Origin of the sequence: Kitasatospora sp. NPDC056327 (genome assembly GCF_042261735.1) — a bacterium.
Lineage (GTDB): Bacteria > Actinomycetota > Actinomycetes > Streptomycetales > Streptomycetaceae > Kitasatospora.
Map to the genome: position 1 here is coordinate 63,662 of NZ_JBHJRC010000001.1, position 15,224 is coordinate 78,885.

A 15,224-nucleotide genomic window follows, 5' to 3' on the forward strand; every position below is an offset into this window, starting at 1 on the left:
GTTGGTTCGCGTGTGTCGGACACACACGGGGATGAGGGCAAGGTCTCGCACCTGGTGCAGGCGGAGTCGGCGACGCGGCACGCGCTGTCGAAGGAGTGGGAGATCGTCGGGTCCTTCGAGGACCTGGACGTCTCGGCCCAGATCACCCCGTGGGAGCGTCCCGACCTGGGGCCGTGGCTCACCGAGCGCCAGGGCGACTGGGACGCGTTGGTGTGGGCGAAGGTCGACCGGGCGTTCCGCTCGGCCAAGGACTGCGCGGACGTGGCGCACTGGGCGGAGGAGAATCACAAGGTCCTGGTGTTCACCGACGACGGGATCACGCTGGACTACCGGGAGGGGAGGGAGTCGTCGTTCGGAAACGAGCTGGCGAAGACCTTCCTAATGCTGGCGTCGATCTTCGCGGAGATGGAGCTCAAGCGGATCAAGGCCCGGGTCTCGGCCGCGCACAAGCACCTGCGCAAGACGGACCGGTGGGCGGGCGGGCAGCCGCCGTACGGGTACCGGATCGTCGACCGTCCAGGTGGTGGCCGGACGCTGGAGCCGGACCCGGTCACGTCCGAGGCGGTCCGGTACATGGGCAAGCTCCTGCTGGAGGGGCAGAGCCAGTGGATGATCGCCACGGCCCTGGAGGACGCCGGCTTCGACACCCCGTCGATGCACGCGTTCAGGAACCAGGGCGAGTCGTACTCGAGCAAGCGCAAGACCGCTCCGTCGAACCACTGGAACCCCACCAGCGTGGGGAAGATCCTGCGCTCGCCGGCGACGATGGGCCTGAAGCTGACCGGCCGCTCCGTCAAGACACGCAAGATCGCCCGCGACGCCAAGGGCCTGCCGATCCGCATGGCCAAGCCCTTGTTCACGGACGAGGTGTGGGCTGAGATCCAGGCCGCGATGGACGAGCGATCGGTCACCAAGGAACGCTCCAACGGGGCGTCGCCCTGGCTCGGCGTTGCGCACTGCGATCGGTGCGGCGACCGGTTCTACCGGCAGGTGAACCTCGCCAAGAACGGACGGATCTACGAGTACTACCGGTGCGCGAAGACGGCCGGCAAGCCGGCCTGCAAGGGCCAGTCCGTCAAGGGCGAGCGCGTCACCGCGGCGATCACCGCCCTGGTGGAGCGCCTGGCGGGGCTGGCGATGATGGTGCGCCGGTTCATCCCCGGTGAGGACCACACCGAGCAGCTCAACCACGTCACCCAGGCCATGAAGGATCTCCGGGAGGAGAAGCGCCGCAACCTGTTCGACTACCCCGGCGGCGACGACGAGTACGCCGAAGCCCTCGAGACCTTGGTCGACGAACGCCGCCGCCTCGCCGCCCTCCCACAACGCCCCTCCGCCTGGGTCGAGGTCGAGACCGGCCAGACCTTCGCCGACGCCTGGACCCAAGCCGACCAGGAACACCGCCGCCAGCTCCTCCTCGGCCTCAAGGCCCGCCTCTACATGACACCGGCCACCGAAGGCTGGTACCTACCCGCCGAACTCGAAGCGAGAGTACGGCCATAATGCTCATGACGCAGGAGGGCGTATGAGTCCATCGTTTTCCAACCAGTTCGACGTGCATGCACTTCTGAAGGGGGAGGTACCGCAGGCCCGGTTCGGGACCAACGTGCTGGGCGGTCTCATTGATGGGATCGACAGGTTTCGAGACGAGTTGGAGCAGCAGAGGCGCTCACGCAGCCTGGGGCCCGCGATGCTTGGGGCGTTCCTTTGGGTGGATGATGCGGAGCTGTTGCGCCGCATCGCCGAGTTCCCCTCCGCTTGCGTGGTGGTGAGCAAGCAGCCGCGGGGAAGGCGCCACGGGGAGCGACTGCGGAGGGTGGCCGATGCGGTCAAGGGCGCAGCGGGTTTCCCTGCGTCGGCGTTCTCAGAGCTGGAGGAGCTGCGGCTTCATCAGGATGGGAAGGCACCAGTTCTCGGCCCCCACGCGCCTCGGGAGTATGTTCGGTTGCCAGCACTGCGGGCCTTGGGATACCGCAAGGTGGGGGACCAGCTAGTGCCGATCCTGCACACGAAGATGTTGCTGCTTGGTGAGCTGTGGTGGCATGACGAGGATGGCCTTGGTGGAGTTGCGGATGTGATCGGCTTCACGCCACACCGGCTATGGGTGGGCAGCGCCAACGGCACGGAGAGCTCGCGGCGGAGCCTGGAGTTCGGGCTGTGGCTGGACGATCCGGGCCTGATGAGGGCCGCGCAGCAGTTCCTGGTGAAGGTGTTGGCGCACTCCGAGGAACTGGATCCCGCCAGCGATGATCTCAACCCGGACCTCGTCGAGCCCGAGTACGACGATGAGGCTATGTGGGAAGCCATGACCGCACTCCTGGATGGGGACGACGAGGGCAACGAGTGACTGACCCAGGCGAGGTTCTGGCCGTCGGCTCGCCCCGTCTCACGCTCCACACGCTGGGATGGCGTGCTCGGCTTGGAGGCTGTGCTCCGCGTCCAGGTAGACCGGGCGCCTGTTGGAGCCGACGCCAGCCTGCCGTTCGGCCAGGACGATGTCCTGCCAGCCGTGAGATCAAGCAGGCCTGGGGAGGGTCGCACCGACTCGCGGCCGTGCCCATCGGGTGGATGATGTCTTCTGTGTGTTCAAAGGGGGCGTCATGGAAGGTGCTGATGGCGGCGAGGAGCAGGACGGAGAAGTCCTTGGTCCTGATCACCCATTGGTTTGTTCTACTGTGCCGTTGCCACCGCCGTTGACGACGACTGCCCCGGTGCTGCTCAATACCGGTGATCTCTCGTGGGAGGCCGTCGAACACCTGGTCGTGGCCCTGGCTAGGGAGGTCGACCAGGCGAGGGAGGCCCGGTTGTTCGGGCGCCGCGGGCAGAAACAGCAGGGCATCGACGTGGTGGCCTTCTTCGACGCAGGACCTACCTCTGTGTACCAGGCCAAGCGCTATTCGGCTTTCACGGCGGCTGATCTACGGAAGGCGGTCGGCACCTACGCAGATGGGCCTCGGCCGTTCTCCGCCACACGTCTGGTCGTGGTCACTAGCGCAGACGCCTCCGACACGAAGGTGGTCACCGAGCTGGCGGCGCTTCGTAACCGGCATTGCGATCTGGTGATCGAGCTCTGGGACCAGGGACAGTTGTCGGACCTGCTGCGGGAGCGGCCAGGCCTGGTACGCCGCTTCTTCGGTGAGGCAACTATGCAGGCGTTCTGTCGTCCCCAGCCTCAAGCTTGCGCTGGGACTGACGGCGTAGTGGGCCGGGCAGGCGTGGAAGCGTATAGGTCAGAGGTTGCTGAGTACTTGGCCGATGGTCTGCATGAACTGGTGCCGGCGCTCCTCCGCTCGGACCGGGCAGACGAGGTCTTGTCCTCCGCTGATCTTGCTTCTCGGCTGATGAGCGGCAGCCATGTACAGCTGGTCGGGCCGTCTGGAGCTGGCAAGACACATACGCTCACGCATATCGCGGTCGAGCTGGCTCGCTCTGGCTGGCTACCGCTATTGGTTGGCGTCAGCACGTACGGCAAGGACCGGCGGTTTGAAGACCTGCTCGACGATGCGGTGGAGCCGTTCAGCAGCCACGGCGCGCAAGAGTTGGTCGAGGCTGCCCAGCGGTTCGGAGTGCCGGTAGCGGTGCTTCTGGACGCGGTCAACGAGTGCCCGGAGTCGCTGCGGAAGCCACTCGTGCAGCAGCTGAGCGCGTGGTGCCGCCGTATGAAGGCCATGGTGCTGCTGAGCAGCCAGGAGTACGTGGCGGTGCCGAGCGCGCTGGTAGGGCTCCGGCTGTCCATTGCCCTTCCGGACGCCCATCAGCGTCGGGCGTTGCTGGACTCCTACGGGGCTGATGGGGCAGAGGAGGGGTACGAGGCTTTCACGACCGCTTTCGAGCTCTCGCTGGCGGCGCAGCTGGCCAGTCAGCTGCCGGCGGGTACGGGCCGTGGGGGGCTGTTGGACGCATTCATTCGCGAGAGGCTTCGCGCGACAGCGCATCCTGCGGTGGTGCGGCAGGTTCTGCGACGGTGGGCGCTTGTGATGGACGAGCGCCTGGTCGGTTGGCTTGCCTTGGGGGAGGCCGAGGGGTTGGCCGCCCAGGTGCTGGCTTCTCAGGCTCTACCAGTGAAGGTCGTGGATGAGGTACTGAGGTCGCCGCTGATTCAGGTTCGCCAGCAGCGCCTGTCATTCCGGCATGAGCTATTCGGCCGGTTGCTGGCTGCGGAAGAGTTGTTGTGGGGAGCGGGGACGGTCGCGGATCTCGTGTCCTCGTTGGGTGCCCCGCAGCGGAGGGATCTCGCATCTCTTGTCGTTGCGCTGGTAGGTGATCACGACATGGTGCGTGACCTCCTGCGGGGCCTTACAAACAACGGCTTGGCTCGTCAGGCGCTCGCGGGCCGGTTGAGTCCGGTGGCCTTCGAGGTGGCGCTGTCAGAGGCGGCTCAGCTGTTGGACAGGGCCGTGGGTCGAACAGCCGGCGCCCGGGTGGAGTTCATGGACGAACTGCGCTATCGAGTGGTGCCGCCGCAGAGGTGGAGTCCTGCGGAGATGTCACTGTTCAGTGGCATCGGTTTGGCCGCCCGGAGCGGTTACCTTCTCGACTTGATCGCTGCTCTCCTGCGAGAGAGCGAGAGAGCGTGCCATCGCGGGGCCGTGGGCGCATCAGAGCCTCACAGGAAAGTGCTGCCTTCGCTGATCGCCGCAGCCCTGTATGGGCCGGTGATTCCAGACGGGGAGAGGCTGCCCGCTGATGTCATCCTGGAGTCAGTGAGCTCATCCTCGCCGTTCCGTCAACTGGGACGGCACAGACAGCAGCGTCTGGTAGAGGACGTGGAGCGATGGGTCGGGGAGTCCAGTCCCCAGGACATCGGGGTGCTGATGCTGGCATGCCTTCTGCTGCGGTTCGCCGATACGCCTGAAGCAGCATGTCTCGCTCCGAAGGTGATCAGTCTGGCGTGGGCCAGCGGCGCCGCTCATCTGCAGATGGCTGCGATGGATCTCGCCTTGGGTGTCCGATCAGCAGCTGACAAGGAGACAACGGCGGCCATCTGCGCTGTTCTGGACAGCCTGCAGACGGACGACGTGTGGGTGTCTACCGTCCTCGTCGACGCCTTGAACGTCTACGGGCTGATCGAATCCCTATATGCTCCCGCTGACATCGCGGCCGAAATCGCTGGTATCCTCACCAGTCCCCACGCCGCCGATGCCAGCGAAAGGGCGCGCTGGATTCTGTACAGCCAGTTCGAGGACGCCATCGCGGCCCCCTTCTGCGAGGTCCTTGACTCACTCAGCGAAGAACAGCTTGTCCTCCTGCACAGCCTTGCCCTTGTCGGCAGCGACGCGAATCTGTTCACGGACATCCTGCTGAAGGAGCTGATCAAGTGGGGCAGCCCGGCTGCCCTACCCGCGTATACGTACTGGGCTGGAAAGCTGGACCTGCGCGGGGGCTTTGTGCAGGACGCGGTGAGCTGTCACCTTCTCGGGATCCGAGGGTGCGCCGCGCACCTCGCCGCTCCTCCGCCACTCATGCAAGGGCATAGCGGCCCGGACGCAGATGCTTGGCGCTACTACGGGCAGATAGCCTTCTGGTTGGCTCGCCCAAGTCTCGGACACGCGGAGGTGGCACAGCGGTGCCAGCCTCTCTGGGGTGAGCTCACGGGTGCCCTTCTTGATGCTGCAGTCGATCCGCTTCACCGCTTCAAGTGGGCGGCATATGCCGCCTCGCAGCCGGACCAGACCTTCCTCGGAAGGATCACGGCCGTGTTTCCTGACCAAGTGCGCGACATCCTTCACCACGGCCTGCAGGCACCAGAGAAGATCACCACGCTTGCTTCCCACCCACTCCATCGGGAGACCGTCGAAACAGTCATCCAACTCCTGGCTCAAGTAGGCAACCAGCACAGCGTGCTGTTGCTGTCCTCCTACCTTGCTAAGCGCGAGTACGCAGTCGCTACCGTCAGCACCATCCGTCACCTCAAGAACCAGACGTAGGCACTTCCAAGGATCCACGCGACGTCAGGCACACCGGCGTCTGGCTCCGCCGGCACGATCGCCGCGCTCGGAGGCCTGCTCGTCGCCGCTCTGGCGCACTTGGTCGATCGCTGATGCCGCCTCCGCCGGACTTGGCGAGCGCGTGATCTCTCAAAACCGGGTGAGAGGAACAGCACTGACCTTCTAGGCTTCCGGTATGGGGTGGAATGAGGACCGCGGGACTGTCACGCGGGCGTTCGAGGACTGGAAGCGCACCGACCGTCAGATCCGCGCCTTCCTGAAGCTGTCCATGACCTGGTCCAAGCGGGCCTACCAGGCGACATGGGACCAGGCCGAGGACGACTTCGCCTCCGTCTTCGATCCCGACTACGACGATCCCGCCGACCACGTCAACTGGTTCCACGATCGGGTCGACGGGCTCTGGCCTCACGACTACGAGTGGATGCTCTATGCCTCCGCGATGAAGGACGCCGTCAGCGCTTTCGACATCTTCATGGAGATGTCGCTCAACGAGGTGCTGACCATCTTCTCCTACCCCCAGGAGGACGGTCAGAAGATCCAGCTTCGGCTGAAGAAGACCGGCAAACAGGAGTCGCCGGGCTGGGGAGTGATCCGCGACGCTCACAGTGTGTTCGGGAACGACATCGACTCTCCCACCGTGAAATACATCCGCGACCTGCGGCATCTCCTGACTCACCAGCGCGGCGAGCTGCATACCGAAGCGGCACGCGTGCGGTTCGACTACCAGCCTGCTGGTGCACCGGAGAGGATCTTCCCCAGTCACCGTGTGGAGCTCGACGGTGCCCGCGTCCTGCACTGTCTCGACGAGCTGGCCGCGGTGGTACGCGCTGCGGATCCCGCCCTCCACCGCATCGCCTGGGGGCGCCACCTGCCGCCTGCCGAGGAGCTGCTCAACGCCGGCTGCGTGATGACTGTCCCGATCTGATACCGCGGCCGACTCCGACTTCTCCTACCGACTGAAGCAGTAGCCGGCTCCGATACGCCCTGGTCATGCTTCACTCGCGAGGCCAGGGCGTCGTCGTTCCGGTACTTACTGATCGTTTCAAAATGAAGTGCTGAGGCGCCGGAGGAGCGTTGGCTACGCAGGGCTCACCAGAACGCCAAGGACCTACCTGATTTCCGACGTTGGCCGCGCTGCGATCGTCACTCTGTGCAGGTCGCGCGACGACGGCAGCGGCCGAAGCCGATGCATCGAACCTCGCGAAGCACTAAAAATTTGGTCGAGATCGAAGACGACGGTAACCGGTGCGTGGTAGCTCCATCGGTCGGCATGGGAGGCCGATCGCTCGACGTTGGTCTCCATGCAGGGCAACCGCAATTTTCTGATTGACCGCCAGAAGGATGATCAGCCAAAAGATTGATCGTCAGATAGAGCTTAGGCCGGGAAGCTCGCGATAAACGCGTCGAGACCTCCGGCCAGGTCGAGGGGTTGGAGATCCACGTCGTAGTCGATCCACCACGCGACAGGCACCTGCGGTGCGAGGTCGTTCAGCACCGTGTAGATGACGGTCAGGGGCCCGACGGGCGATCCTCGGTCCTCGAACCCGAACACGCCGTGGCGGAGATTGAACGACAGCTCCGCCGGCCGCCCGGGCTCGACATCCGCCACGATCTCCAGAAAGCCCTCGAACGCGCTGCTCACCGTGGCATCCGGCCAGTGCCGCCGGACGCTGGCCGTCACCTGGTCGCCGGTGAAGGCCCACGGCCCGGCCTTCTCGTGGTCGGCGCTGACATAGAAGCTGGATCCCACAGGGTGCTCATTTCTCTGGTTGGTGCGGGTCAGGGTTCGATGCGGACGCGGCCGGTGACCGCCTGGCTCGTCATGAGGGCCTGGAAGTAGGCGGAGGCTTTGGGGTCGTTCGTGATGAGTTCGAGGTGGTTGACCTTGTTCCGGGGGTCCTTCAGCGCCGATGCGTACTTCTCCAGCTTCTTGGACTCCCCTTCCATGGTGTTCTCGTAGGCGAACTCGAAGACCCCGTCGGCGTTGTCCAGCCGGAACGGGGACTTGCAGCTGTTCTGCTGGCCGATGTACTTGGCGTCGATCGCGGCACCGTCCTCCGGGCGGACACCGTCGGCGTCCATGCCCAGCTCGCGCCCGGTCGCAGGGTCCTCAACGTCGGTGTACAACCGGTACTCCGTCGAACCCGCGACCCTGACCTGGTACGCGCGCCTCGCGTTGATCTTCGGGTCGGGCTTGTCCGGTGGCTTGGGCGCGTGGGGCCCGTTCGCCTGGAACGTGCGGCCGTCCTGCTGCATCTGCGCCATCCACGCCCGGATCGCGGCCTGTTGCTGCGGGGGCAGTACCGGGAACGGGCTGGTCGGGTCGTGCGGCAGCGGCGGCATGCCCGGGGTGACCGTGAACGGCGGAGGCTTGGGCGCGGGTGCCGCCACGGCATCGCCCGCACCGGCCAGGACGACGGCCGCGGTCGCCGTGGCCAGGGCCCCTGCTCCCACCGGGATCAGGCTCGCCGCCGCGCCGTCGACCACGGCCGCGGCCTCGGCCAGCACGGCAAGCTCGGCGCTGCCCTCCACCGCTGCGGCCATCGCGACCGCCGCGGTACCGGCCTCGGCGGCGATTGCGGCCTCTCCGCCGGCTGCCGCGAGGTCGGAGCCGCCGAGGGTGAAGACCGTCAGCACGATCCCGGCGCCCGCGACGATGCCCGCGGCGATGGCGAGGGTCTCCAGGGTGTCCCGCAGGTCCTCGACCTCCTTTGCGTACGCCTCGCAGGCCTGACCTAGCTTGAAAGCCGTGTTGGTGATGCTGTTCAGCAGCGGGCCCTGCGTGGCGCAGCCGTCGTGCATCTTCGCCCAGTTCTGGGCGAAGCCCGTGACGGCGCTGGAGGTGCTCGACGCGGTGACCCGCTGCACCCTCTTGTCACCTTCGACACCGAGTCGGCTGACGAGGCTCGCGAAGTTCTTCCAGGCCGCCGCGGCCCGGCGGAGCTTGCCCGGGTCGCCCTGCGGCCAGAACTGCTTGAGGAGGTCGTGGATCGCGCCGCCACCGTTGTGGCCGACAGCGGAGTGGAGCTTCGCCTTGGCGACCTCCTCGTCGCACTCCGGGCTGGGGGACGCCGGCAGCTTCTGCGGAGCCATCAGCGAGGCCGCGATGTCGGCATCGGTCTGGATGTAGGCGACCGCCATGGTGTACAAGCCGTTAGCGGTACCGCCAAGCTGGCCGACGGCCGCCGCCATCGCGTCGACGAGCTTCTGCGCGGCGGGCTCGTACTTGGCGGCGAACTTCTTGCCAGCGTCGTCGTCACCGGCCATACCCGCGACATCGTCCAGGGCGAGGACGAGGCCACGGTAGATCTGAGCGGCCGTGTTATGCAGGTCGGTGAACCCGGCGGAGGAGAGGATCATGTCCGCCGGCTTGACGTGGAAACTGGTCATCGAGCCCCCCGTTGTCCGTCCCCCTGCACGGTAACAAGGGACGGGTGCTGCCGGGCCGGGAACACGCAGCCGACAGCAAGCGACCTCAGGTACGGCCCGGCGCTGTCCTGGAACCAACCTACGAAGCCTGGCCGACGGTCGGCGTGCAGTTCGACCTCGAACTGCATCTCCACCGGACCGACCGCAAACACCACCTGCGGGTCTGCACCGGCCCGGGCGGCGGCTTCGAGCAGTTCGTCGCGTACTGCCGCGACGGCGTCCGCCAGCGGAACATCCATCAGATCCATCCCTTCGAGCACCCGACCCTGTGGTCCTGCCGATGCGGACACCGTAGAGCCCGCGCGGCGGCCTGCTCAAAGGAACGGCGACTTCGGCCGAACCAGCCCGCCGGCCAACCGGGCGCGGCGGGTAGGTCCGCCGCCGGCTACGCGCAGGTGTCGAGCATCTCGACCAGAGCGGCCTTCTCCGGCTCGGTGACGGACAGGCCGTAGAGGTGTGATGTCGGTCCAGGCGCGGGAGTAGGTGCACCAGTACGATCGCGTCCTTGATCGGGTCGTCGATGATTGCCAAGTGGGCGCCCTTGCCGGTGAGGCCACCGCCGACACCGGCCGCGAACAGGCCGCCTTCCTTCGAGAGGATGTCGAACCAGTTCGCGGCCTTCGAGTCGGGGTGGAGGTGCAGGCCAAGCTGTTCGCCCCACGTCGTGATCGCGTCCCTGATCCACCAGCCGTGGTCGCCGGCCAGGTCGGAGGAGTAGGAGGCGATCATCACTCGGTGGTCCGGCCGCTGGAGCGGGTACCAGAGCGGCGCCCAGCGCGCGGCCCGCCGGGACTTGCCATGCCGCGGCGGCATCGTCAGCAGCAGGCGGATCGTTTCTCCTGCCGCGATCCGGCGGAACGCCTGGTCGATGAGGTCTAGGTGCGCGGCCTGCATCTCCCGGCCGTCCGTGAGCAGCCGGCCCGACCGGACGCAATGCACGCTGCCCCGGGCATCAACCAGCGGGCAAGGACCGCCGTAGCGGTCAAAGTGCTCATCTCATCGAGCGTCATCGCCGGGCTGGTCGACGTCGCGCGCACTGAGTACCCCCGCCTGCCGATCCTCAAGATCGTCGACACGATCGACCGCTCAGATTGGCTGCGTGGCCGCCAAGGTCCTGGCGACGACTACCTCGGGTGGAGGGAATGTCCGGCGTGCGGATACAGCGGAACGGCGAGCGGGAACCTCACCGCCGTGCCCTGCGAGTGCTGCGACACGGACTGCGAGCACCCGGGCCACCAACTCGATGTCGGTGTCGCCGAGTCTTTCTCCTGCCTGTTCTGCGGGTTGGCTCTCACGGACAGCGAGGAGGCGCCCTCGCCGGAGTCGCCCACCGGGACGCCTGACCAGGTCAGCCCAACAACGCCCAGGAGGAGCGGCCCGCCCGATGGGTGTGCGAGCCGCCCTCTCCCGCGTGGGTCGGCGCTCCGCCCGGCCGGAACTCCGACCGGGTGTGTGGAGCCTGTGAGTGCCTTGGGGAAGCAGGCACTCGCCTGCTCAACGAAGGCGCCTCGTCCGGGGCGCGGCGGGTCGCTCTGTCCGGGGGGCGTGGGTTCCGGTCGGCCTCGACGTCGAGCGGTCGGTTCGCTTTCCTCCGAGGCTAGGCCGGTGCCAACTCGGCCGATGACTCCGGATAGCCTTGACGCGGTGCCCGCCGGTACCGCGAGACGCACAATCTTGAGGGCCATCACCGGCGGGCACCTTCGAACTCTCCCGGCAGCTCTCACCACGGGAAGAGCGCGGGAACTGCGAGGTCAGCGCCAGCCGCCTACGCGGCGGGTTCGTACTCCACAGTCGTTGTCGGGCACCCCTGGGCGATGCCCGCGAGCGCGCCGGCCTCGGCCGGGTCGGCCGCCAGGCTCCAGCGCAGCTTCGTGGACACCCACTCGGCGGCGTACCGGCAGTGGACATCGGCGAGCGGCGGGAGCCACTCGAACGGGTCCTTGTCCGCTTTCGATCTGTTCGACTTCGCGGTGACCGCGACGAGCGTCAGCGGGCTGCCCTGGTCGTTGGCGTAGGCTTCACGACGTCCGGCATTCCACGCATATCCACCCGAATCGTGCACCTCCGCAAGTGGAACAATATGGTCAACGTCTAGGGCAGAGGCGGAAGTTACGGTCACGCCGTCGTAGTAGGAGTACCACTCGCCACCGATCAGCTTGCAGCCCGACGCGACCTGCGGCGCGACGACGGCCTCGGAGAGGATGACCTCCGCCCGGGTGTTGCAGCCGTCGGTGAGGTCGAGGCCGCGGTTCCAGTGCCGGTAGAGGCTGCGGTCGTAGCCGTCGCGGTGCTCGGCGGCGATCGGCAGGGAGGCGACCGCGTCGGCCAGGGACAGCGGACCTGCAACGCGCGCGGCACCGGCGGAGGCTTCCCCAGCAGGGGCTGGGGCCGGGGTGCCGAGCGCGCCGGCGGGGATAGTGCCGCCCAGCAAGGGCAGCGTGGCGAGGGCGAGCACGGCCAGGCCACGCAGCCGAAGGTATTTGATCATGAGGCGGTTATAGCGACCCCCTGCCCCCGTCCGGCCCCTATTCGGCAGGAGATCACCCGGCCGGGTGTCGAACCCGCCCCTCGGTGGACCGCCTGGCTGGCACAGGTCCTGCACTGCGGCGTGCCGGACCCGGCCGGTGCAGACCCGGAGCTACGCCGACCGGGTGTACGAACTTATCCACACCCCGGAGTTGTCCACAGGGGTTGGGGGGTTTCCCCACAGGCGTGACGTGTTCGGCGAGTATCCGTGCCGGCGGTCTTGACCAGGAGGCCCGGTACCGAGAGGCGGTCCGCGATGGCGCGAGGTGGATCAGCAGTGCGGCGCACCATCAGGCCCAGAAGGCCGTCCGATCGCCGACGCAGGACGGTCGCACAGCCGGCAGCTCCGGAGACGCGGATGCTGGCGGCGGCCCGGGTCGGGGCCCGGTTGCTGGGAGAGCTCATCGGCGGAATCCTCGGCACGTGACGGTGACTGCGACAGCAGGCCGAGCCTCTGCTTCGCGCGCTCGACGAACCGGCGATCTGGCCCCGCCGGGCCCACCCCGGTCAGGACGCGGACTTGAGGTGCCGGCCTCGCGCGGCCTTCTCCACGGCCTTCTGCAACTCGTCTCGGTTCATGGTCGAGCGGTGCGCGATCTCGTAGCGGCTGGCCCGCTCGTACAGCTGCGCCTTGGTGAGCGTGGACAGGTCCTCGCCGGTCTTCTTCCCGCCGGCCGCCTTCGGTGTCCGGGTGCTCTTGGGCGCAGAGCGGCCATCGCGCGCCGCTCCGGCCGCCTGTTCCTTGCCGGTACTGGAGGCGGCGTCGAGGCTGGCGCGCAGCGCGTCCATGAGGTCGATGACGTTGGTGGTCTCCGGCGGGGCGCCCTGGGAGACGGCGATCTCCTCGCCCTTGGCCTTGGCCTCGACGAGGTCGCGGACCTGCTGCTCGAAGGTGTCCTGGTACTCCTCGGGCTTCCAGTCGGTGGTCAGCATGTCGATCAGCTGCTCGGCCGTCGCCACCTCCTGCCCCTTGAACGCTGCCTTGCTGTCGGGAAGTTCGGGGATCTCGGCGTGGGGGTCGCGGACTTCGTCGCTCCAGTGCATGGTGTGCAGCTGCAGCATCCCGGCGACGGAGCTGAGCGCGGTCAGGTACTCCTTGCCCCGCATGCTGAACACGGCCAGGCCCGCCTTGCGGGTGCGGTCGAGGGCCTGGGTGAGCAGCTGGTAGATCTTCGCGGTCGCCTTGTCCGCCGGGGCGACGTAGTAGGTCTTGGCGAAGTAGATCGGCGGGATGGCGTCGAGGTCGACGAAGCCGGTGATCTCGATCGTGCGGCTGCGGCCGGGCGCGATCTCCTCCAGCTCCTCGGGCTCGACGACCACGTACTGCCCCTCCGACAGTTCGTAGCCCTTCACGATGTCCTCGAACGCCACCTCCTCGCCGGTGCGCTCGTTCACGCGGCGCAGGCGTACCCGGTCGCCGGTGCCGCGCTCGATCTGGTGGAAGTGCACCGTGTGGTCGTCGGTCGCGCTGTAGAGGGCCATGGGCAGCGACACCAGCCCGAAGGTGATCACCCCCTTCCACAACGGTCTGGCCATCACCGCTCTCCTTCTTGCTCGGCGGCCCGGCGCGCCGTCTCGTACTCCTCGCGGGCCCGCACTGCGGCCGCGTGGGCGCCGGCGGCCTCGGCGGTGGCAAGGTCAAGGTCACCACGGCGTTCGGTGAGCACGGCGGCCGCGCCCTCCGCATGGTCCTGGGCGCGCCGCAGCACCGCCTGGGCGCGGTCGATGCCGTCCTGTGCCTGCTCGTGCCGGGCGGCCAGGTCCTCGACCTGCGCCGCGAGCCGGTCGCGCTGCTGGGCAGCGTCTCGCTCGCGCTGCTCGGCCGTCTTCAGTTCGCCGCGGGCCTCGGCGACCCGCCGCCGGGCTTCCTGCCGGGCGGCTTCCCGCACCGCGCCCGGTTCACGCCCTTCCTCGCGCTCCTCCTTCCCGCCATGCGCCCCCGGCCGCGAGGCCGCCGCGGCCTTGCCCGCCTTCTTCACCGGGCCGCCCGCTGCAGCGGCCGGCAGCACGGTGGGCTCCTCGACCGCGGCCGACAGCCGCCCGGCCGCCACCTCGTCCGCCGCCTGCGGCGAGGCCAGCGCCGCGCGCAGCGTCTGCTCCACCTCGCGCAGCTGCGCCTCACCGAGCCGCACCCCGGCCTCGGCCGCCGTGGCGCGGGCCTGGGCGGTGAGCGCGGCCACCAGCCGGTGCCGCCGGGCGGAGAGTTCCCGAAGCGCAGGCCCGGCCAGCTCCTCCTGGGCTTGGCGCAGCGCCCGGCCCAGCTCCAGCAGCGCCCTCACCTCGTCGGGGTGGGTGCGGGCGAGGCGGTTGACGGCGAACGCCGCGATGGTCGGGCGGCGCAGGGATCGGATGCGCGCCGCTCCCGCGCGGTCGCCGGCCGCGCGGGCGCGGGCGGCGGCCTCTTTGCGGGCCTTGGTGAACGCGCCGGGCTCCAGGGCGAACAGCGCGTCGTCCTCGGTGGGGTCGTCGGGCTGCGGCCGGGTTGGCCTCCCGTCGGCGCCGGCCGTGTTCATGAGGTCCGCAGTGCGCGCTCGCACTCCCGGCACCGGAAGTCGGCCAGCGCGGACGGGTACCAGGGCTCGCCGTACCTGGGCTGGTAGTGGGAGTGCTCCATCGCCACGGTGTCGCGCCCGCACAGGGTGCTCGCCTGCGGGTCCTCTGGCACGTCGGGGTCCGCCCCGGCGGCGTGCACCGCTACGATCGCCGGCTCACCCTGGCCAGGGTCGACCGCCTGGCCGGGGTGTAGTTCGAAGAGGACGACGATCGAGGCCATGGTCCGAGGATCAGGCACCGGGACGGCCATCACACCCCGGGTCGGCCGGTCGGCCCACTCACCCGCGGCCGCCGGCCCGGCAGGGTGTGCGGCGTACGGTGGGGGCATGGACAGTCGCGCGCCGCGTCGGGCGCCGGAGGTCCCGCCGCCCCCGTGCGAGGGCTGCGGGCGACCACAGGTGTGGCTGCCCGGTGAGGTGAGCGTGGTGAACAGGCGCGCGGCCCGCGCCTGGACGGCCGGGCACCGCTCCCAGGACGCCGACCGCTGTCCCGGCGGCCAGCCCCGTGAGGAGGCGGTGGACGTGCCTGTTCACCAGCGGTATGCGGTGACCCTGCCCGGGCGCCCCGGCGCCCACGAGCGGCCCACGGTGTTTCTGGTGCACCTGAGCGACAACGTTGCGCCAGGCGGCGGCCGCGTGTGGACGGATGCCACCGGCCAGTGGCGCCTGCGGTTCGAGGGTGAAGTGGCGACGGTGCTCTCCGCTCCGGCGGACTACACCGGCCGCCACCCCTGCCTGGAGGCCGTTCCGATGCCCTGACCCCGCCCCG

Annotated in this window: 12 protein-coding genes; 5 read left to right on the forward strand and 7 right to left on the reverse strand. The window is 68.4% G+C overall.

Going from position 1 to position 15,224, the window contains the following annotated elements:
• Positions 1–12 precede the first annotated feature (12 nt).
• The 4 genes from ACFCX4_RS00240 to ACFCX4_RS00255 all read left to right on the forward strand — a co-directional run bounded on the left by ACFCX4_RS00240 (position 13) and on the right by ACFCX4_RS00255 (position 6,873).
• Positions 13–1,503 carry a recombinase family protein gene (locus ACFCX4_RS00240; RefSeq protein WP_376137512.1) on the forward strand — a complete coding sequence of 497 codons (1,491 nt, stop codon included), beginning with the start codon at positions 13–15 and terminating at the stop codon, positions 1,501–1,503.
• 22 nt (positions 1,504–1,525) lie between these two features.
• Entirely contained in the window at positions 1,526–2,347 is an 822-nt protein-coding gene (locus ACFCX4_RS00245; RefSeq protein WP_376137514.1) for a hypothetical protein, read from the forward strand.
• Positions 2,348–2,600: 253 nt separating this feature from the next.
• Positions 2,601–5,927 carry a hypothetical protein gene (locus ACFCX4_RS00250; RefSeq protein WP_376137516.1) on the forward strand — a complete coding sequence of 1,109 codons (3,327 nt, stop codon included), beginning with the start codon at positions 2,601–2,603 and terminating at the stop codon, positions 5,925–5,927.
• Between the two features lie 196 nt (positions 5,928–6,123).
• On the forward strand, positions 6,124–6,873 hold the full coding sequence (locus tag ACFCX4_RS00255) for a hypothetical protein (protein ID WP_376137518.1): 750 nt from the start codon (positions 6,124–6,126) through the stop codon (positions 6,871–6,873).
• Between the two features lie 450 nt (positions 6,874–7,323).
• Here ACFCX4_RS00255 and ACFCX4_RS00260 read toward each other — a convergent pair whose 3' ends face one another.
• The 7 genes from ACFCX4_RS00260 to ACFCX4_RS00290 all read right to left on the reverse strand — a co-directional run bounded on the left by ACFCX4_RS00260 (position 7,324) and on the right by ACFCX4_RS00290 (position 14,676).
• On the reverse strand, positions 7,324–7,698 hold the full coding sequence (locus tag ACFCX4_RS00260; RefSeq protein WP_376137520.1) for a hypothetical protein: 375 nt from the start codon (positions 7,696–7,698) through the stop codon (positions 7,324–7,326).
• Between the two features lie 29 nt (positions 7,699–7,727).
• Positions 7,728–9,338, reverse strand: coding sequence for a restriction endonuclease fold toxin-2 domain-containing protein (locus tag ACFCX4_RS00265; protein WP_376137522.1), 1,611 nt, complete (start codon positions 9,336–9,338; stop codon positions 7,728–7,730).
• Entirely contained in the window at positions 9,335–9,625 is a 291-nt protein-coding gene (locus tag ACFCX4_RS00270; RefSeq protein WP_376137524.1) for a trypco2 family protein, read from the reverse strand. Before ACFCX4_RS00270 ends, ACFCX4_RS00265 begins: the two co-directional genes overlap by 4 nt.
• Positions 9,626–11,142: 1,517 nt before the next feature.
• Positions 11,143–11,865 carry a DUF1524 domain-containing protein gene (locus ACFCX4_RS00275; protein ID WP_376137526.1) on the reverse strand — a complete coding sequence of 241 codons (723 nt, stop codon included), beginning with the start codon at positions 11,863–11,865 and terminating at the stop codon, positions 11,143–11,145.
• Positions 11,866–12,410: 545 nt separating this feature from the next.
• Positions 12,411–13,439: a Ku protein gene (locus ACFCX4_RS00280; RefSeq protein WP_376137528.1), complete on the reverse strand. Its 1,029-nt coding sequence runs from the start codon at positions 13,437–13,439 to the stop codon at positions 12,411–12,413.
• Entirely contained in the window at positions 13,439–14,416 is a 978-nt protein-coding gene (locus ACFCX4_RS00285) for a hypothetical protein (protein ID WP_376137530.1), read from the reverse strand. Before ACFCX4_RS00285 ends, ACFCX4_RS00280 begins: the two co-directional genes overlap by 1 nt.
• On the reverse strand, positions 14,413–14,676 hold the full coding sequence (locus ACFCX4_RS00290; protein ID WP_376137532.1) for a hypothetical protein: 264 nt from the start codon (positions 14,674–14,676) through the stop codon (positions 14,413–14,415). Before ACFCX4_RS00290 ends, ACFCX4_RS00285 begins: the two co-directional genes overlap by 4 nt.
• Before the next feature lie 205 nt (positions 14,677–14,881).
• Between ACFCX4_RS00290 and ACFCX4_RS00295 the strand changes: the two genes are divergently transcribed.
• Positions 14,882–15,214, forward strand: coding sequence for a DUF6296 family protein (locus ACFCX4_RS00295; RefSeq protein ID WP_376137534.1), 333 nt, complete (start codon positions 14,882–14,884; stop codon positions 15,212–15,214).
• The last annotated feature ends 10 nt before the right edge of the window (positions 15,215–15,224 follow it).

Bases quoted from the DNA above. Each gene is read 5' to 3' on its own strand.
- ACFCX4_RS00280 (WP_376137528.1), bottom strand. From the start codon at position 13,439: ATGGCCAGACCGTTGTGGAAGGGGGTGATCACCTTCGGGCTGGTGTCG.
- ACFCX4_RS00265 (WP_376137522.1), bottom strand. From the start codon at position 9,338: ATGACCAGTTTCCACGTCAAGCCGGCGGACATGATCCTCTCCTCCGCC.
- ACFCX4_RS00275 (WP_376137526.1), bottom strand. From the start codon at position 11,865: ATGATCAAATACCTTCGGCTGCGTGGCCTGGCCGTGCTCGCCCTCGCC.
- ACFCX4_RS00245 (WP_376137514.1), top strand. From the start codon at position 1,526: ATGAGTCCATCGTTTTCCAACCAGTTCGACGTGCATGCACTTCTGAAG.
- ACFCX4_RS00255 (WP_376137518.1), top strand. From the start codon at position 6,124: ATGGGGTGGAATGAGGACCGCGGGACTGTCACGCGGGCGTTCGAGGAC.
- ACFCX4_RS00250 (WP_376137516.1), top strand. From the start codon at position 2,601: ATGGAAGGTGCTGATGGCGGCGAGGAGCAGGACGGAGAAGTCCTTGGT.
- ACFCX4_RS00290 (WP_376137532.1), bottom strand. From the start codon at position 14,676: ATGGCCTCGATCGTCGTCCTCTTCGAACTACACCCCGGCCAGGCGGTC.
- ACFCX4_RS00270 (WP_376137524.1), bottom strand. From the start codon at position 9,625: ATGGATCTGATGGATGTTCCGCTGGCGGACGCCGTCGCGGCAGTACGC.
- ACFCX4_RS00285 (WP_376137530.1), bottom strand. From the start codon at position 14,416: ATGAACACGGCCGGCGCCGACGGGAGGCCAACCCGGCCGCAGCCCGAC.